The sequence below is a fragment of the Phycisphaerae bacterium genome (assembly GCA_035384605.1).
Lineage (GTDB): Bacteria > Planctomycetota > Phycisphaerae > UBA1845 > PWPN01 > JAUCQB01.
The window spans coordinates 1-4,341 of the sequence record DAOOIV010000209.1; the positions used below are offsets into that span (position 1 = coordinate 1).

Genomic DNA, 4,341 nt, shown 5'->3' on the forward strand with positions numbered 1-4,341 from the left:
CATACGCGCACTGTAAACTTGTCGCGGACGCCGTAGCGGAGCGCGTCCTCGGGCGTCATGTGGATATGGCGCATGGCACAGATCACACCCTTGTCGATGGTGACGCTCCCTGCGGGACCTTCAATGGTAATGCCGGGCGTGTCCTTCAGATCGCCGGACTCGCGGATGGGCGGATGAATGCCAAGCTTGAACTGCTCGGTCATCGCGATCTCGACCTGAGTGAATTGGCGCACCGGCCCAAGAACGCGCACCCGCTCGACGCGGCCGCGCGGGCCGATCAGCGTCACCTGCTCCTGGCAGGCATACTGGCCAGGTTGCGACAGATCGCTCTGCCGGGTCAGCTCATGACCGACGCCGAACAGCGCCTCGACGTGTTCCTGTGTGAGATGAACATGATGGGCCGACACCTCGATGGGAATAGGCTCCTGTCGTTGCGTTTCAAGGACTTGCTTGATGTACGAGCGGCTGAGTGCTCGCAAGCACTCTCGAGCGATCATCCGTTCCTCGTCGGTGGGCACGACGAGCACCGTAACCGGCGAATCGTCGGCTGAAATGCGGCGGATCTCCTCGCACGCATGGGCTTCGCGATTGCGCTGCTCGTCCAGAACGACCCCCATGCAGCGCAGGCCCTGCAGGGCCAACGCGCGAACCCGGGCGCTGCCCTGCCCGATCCCGGCGGTGAAAATGATCACGTCCAATCCGCCCATGGCGGCCACGTAGGCGCCAATGTACTTTCGCAACCGATAGCAGAACGTCTTGAGCGCCACCAAGGCCCGGGGGTTCCCCTCATGAGCCGCTCGCTCGACCTCGCGCATGTCGGAAGAAATGCCGGACAAACCCAACAGCCCGCTCTTACGGTTCAGGATTTCGTCGATCTGGTCGGCGGTCAATCCCTCTTCTCGTTGAAGGTGAACAAGAACCCCAGGATCGATATCCCCGCCGCGCGTCCCCATGATCAGGCCCTCTGCCGGGGTCAACCCCATCGAGGTGTCGACGGACCGGCCGTGGTCCACGGCACAAACAGAGGCCCCGTTGCCCAGATGGCAACTGATGATCTCCAGCTCATTGACCCGTCGGCACAGATACTGGGCGGCGGCAAGACAGACATAGGCGTGTGACGTACCGTGAAAACCATAACGCCGCACCTTCTTCTTCTCGTAGTACTCGTACGGCAAGCCGTAAAGATAGGCGAACGAAGGCAGGGTGTTATGGAACGCGGTATCGAATACCGCAAAGTGCGGGACCGAGGGGAACACGCGCAGCGCCTCTCGAATACCGAGGAGGTTGATCGGATTGTGCAGGGGCGCCAACGGGCACAGCGTCTCGAGCTCGCGAAGCACGTCGTCGGTGATGACCGTGGTCTCGGCGAACCTCTCGCCGCCGTGGACCACCCGGTGGCCGACGGCGCTGATTTCGGCGGCGCTGGAGACGGCCCCGGTCTCTTTGGCGGTCAGTTCGGCGAACATGGCCTCGAAGGCCTCGCGGTGGGTGCCCTTGGGCAGATTGCGAGCAACCTCTCCGCGCGGTCCGCGGCAGGTGTGCCGGGTGATGTCGGTGCCAATGCGGTCGACCAGGCCTCGAACGTTGTTCGACTCGTTCTGCGTGTCAAAAAGACAATACTTAAGGGACGACGAACCGCAGTTGAGGACGAGGATCTTCTCCGGCCGTTCACCCTTCAGTTGTATGGTAATGGGTTTTTTTTGGTTTCTCAAGGCGGCTGCTTGGGACGGGTCCAGCATGACCGTCCTGAACCGCTCCGACATGGTCCTCGAGATGTGCTGCACCGCCCGCGACTCGGTCATGATGACCGACGAAAAAAGACTGACCGGCACCAGGAGCACGCTGCATCGCGTCTCCGCGATGATGTCGATCATAGTCTTCTCGCCGGTCATGAGCGCCATCTCGCCGAAGGTGTCGCCGGTCTTGAGGCGCCTGAGCACCTGCCGGTCGCCGCTTTCAGCGATGACCGAGGCCGACGCCTCGCCTTCCAGAATGGCTCCGAGATGGGTCGCATCCTCGCCGAATTCCACAATGGCCTCGTTGGGCTCGTAAGACGCCACTTGCGAACCGGCAACCAGCTCCGCCACCCGGTGATCCGGAAAGTGCTTGAAAAGGCCGACGTTCTTTTTCAGGAAGTCTGCGATCGCGGCATGGTCCATGGTTGGCTCCTGTTGTGCGGTCGATAGGCAGCAAACCGCAGCATTGTCCCCGGATGCGGCCGTGTGGACAAGTGCAATCGGCGCCGGCGTCAGCCCTGCAAGCGCGGCCGACTCCGGCAAAGGCGCGGTCACAGTCCGGTCGCGCGAGGTTCTTGGGCGGCACCGGGGCGCGCGCCGACTAACCGCCGTGCCGGGAGGTTGGAAAGGCCGGCTAAAGCCCGTTGGTCTCTTCCGGCGCGACTGGTCTGCATTTTGCGCGCATGTTTCCGGATCGCAGATCGCTTGGGTTGCGGCCCCCAAAAAGGCGGTCCGCCTTGGGTGCTTTCGGGTGGACAAAGTCGAAGAAACCCGTTAAACAAGTTAAACAAGTGATGTATTGACTTGACACGCACAAGGCCGGTGGGGTCGAAGGCGAGGATTGCAGCCAATGCGGGCACACTTGCGTTTTCACGGGGCGGCGAAGGAAGTCACCGGTTCCATGCACCTTATCGAAGTCAACGGGGACGTCATCTGCCTGGATTGCGGGCTGTTCCAGGGCCGACGAGCCGAAGCCAACGCCAAGAATCGCACCCTGCCGTGCGACCCGCGGGACATTGCAGCCGTCATCCTGACGCACGCCCATGTGGATCACTGCGGCCGTCTGCCCCTGCTGGTCAAGAGCGGCTTTGCAGGAGCAATCTACGCGACGTCCGCCACTTGCGACCTGGCCGAGGTTCTGCTGGCCGATTCGGCTCACATACAACAGGAAGATGCCGAATACTGGAACAAGAAGCGCGTCAAGAAAGGCGATGCCCCCATCGAACCGCTGTACAACCAGGCCGATGTCGAAGATACGGTCAAGCTGTTCCGACGGCGCGAACTCCGCGAGACCTTCGACGTGCTGCCGGGAATCAGGGCCAGGCTTCATGAGGCCGGTCACATGCTCGGCTCGTGCGGGGCAAAGGTCGACGCCGATCTGGGACCCGGCAAGACGCGATCGATCGTCTACACCGGTGACCTCGGGCGCAAGGGCATGGAAATCCTGCGAGACCCCGACCCCCTGCCCGAGTGCGACTACCTCATCTGCGAGAGCACCTATGGTGGAAGGCAGCACTCCCGACCCGAACAGATGCGCGAGGAATTCGCGGAAATCGTCAACGAGACGGTTGCCCGGGGCGGCAAGCTCATCATTCCATCGTTCGCGGTCGGGCGAACCCAAGTGCTCGTTTATGAGTACCATATGTGCCTCCATCAGGGATTGATCCCCAAGGGTATTCCGCTGGTGGTGGACAGCCCTCTGGCCGTGCGGGCGACCGAAGTGTTCAGAAAACATCCGGAGGTGTTTGACGAAGAATCCTCGGCGTTCAATCACCTCACCGGCGACATGCTCTCCTGCGACGATTGCGAGTACACGCAGGACGTCGAGGAAAGCAAGCGCCTCCACGACCGCAAGGGACCGATGATCATCATCTCCGCGAGCGGAATGTGCGAAGTCGGCCGAATCCTCCACCATCTCAAGAACAACATCGAAAACCCGGCCAACACCATCCTTATCGTCGGCTTCCAGGCGGAGAACACCCTCGGCCGCCGCCTGCTCGAAAAGGCCAAGCAGGTCAAGATCTTCGGCGAAACCTACCAGGTGAAAGCCAGGATCAAGGTGCTGACCGGCTTCTCCGCCCACGCCAATTCGATCGAGCTGATGGCTGCGGTCGAGCCGCTGGCACGACGCCTGCGCCGCGTGTTTCTCGTTCACGGCGAGGCCGGCCAGTCGCAGACTCTTGCCGAGACGATGCGCAAGAACGGCATCGCCGACGTGGTCATCCCCGAACCCGACCAGCGATTCCCCATCGAGTAGGGCTTGTGGTCCGGGCAAAGGACGGATTGCCTGCCATCGATTCGCACTCCGCTCAGCTCCGCCCGTCGATGCTCCCCACCGCGATCTGAAGGGCCTCGCGGCGCTCAATGCGATCCACGCGGCCGTCGGTGATCCACACCACGCGGGTCGAGGCGGCCAGCATCTTGTGATCGTGCGTGGCGCTGATGATGGTGACACCTCGCTGGCGATTGAAGGACGAGAGCAGGTCGATGATTTCCGATCCGGTCGCCGAGTCGAGGTTCCCGGTGGGCTCATCAGCCAGAATGATGGCCGGATCGTTGGCCAGGGCCCGAGCGATGGCCACACGCTGCTGCTGGCCCCCCGAGA

Annotated in this window: 3 protein-coding genes; 1 reads left to right on the plus strand and 2 read right to left on the minus strand. The window is 62.2% G+C overall.

Annotation, left to right across the window (positions count from 1 at the left end; all coding sequences use genetic code 11):
- The coding region (locus PLL20_21795) for an acetate/propionate family kinase (GenBank protein HPD32632.1) at nucleotides 1–2,159 on the minus strand (2,159 nt) is incomplete at its 3' end.
- A 427-nt stretch (nucleotides 2,160–2,586) separates the two neighbouring features.
- Here PLL20_21795 and PLL20_21800 point away from each other — a divergent pair.
- Nucleotides 2,587–3,993, plus strand: coding sequence for an MBL fold metallo-hydrolase (locus tag PLL20_21800; protein ID HPD32633.1), 1,407 nt, complete (start codon nucleotides 2,587–2,589; stop codon nucleotides 3,991–3,993).
- Between the two features lie 52 nt (nucleotides 3,994–4,045).
- Here the strand turns inward: PLL20_21800 and PLL20_21805 are convergent.
- Nucleotides 4,046–4,341 (minus strand): ATP-binding cassette domain-containing protein (locus PLL20_21805; GenBank protein ID HPD32634.1); only part of this gene is annotated, 296 nt, incomplete at its 5' end.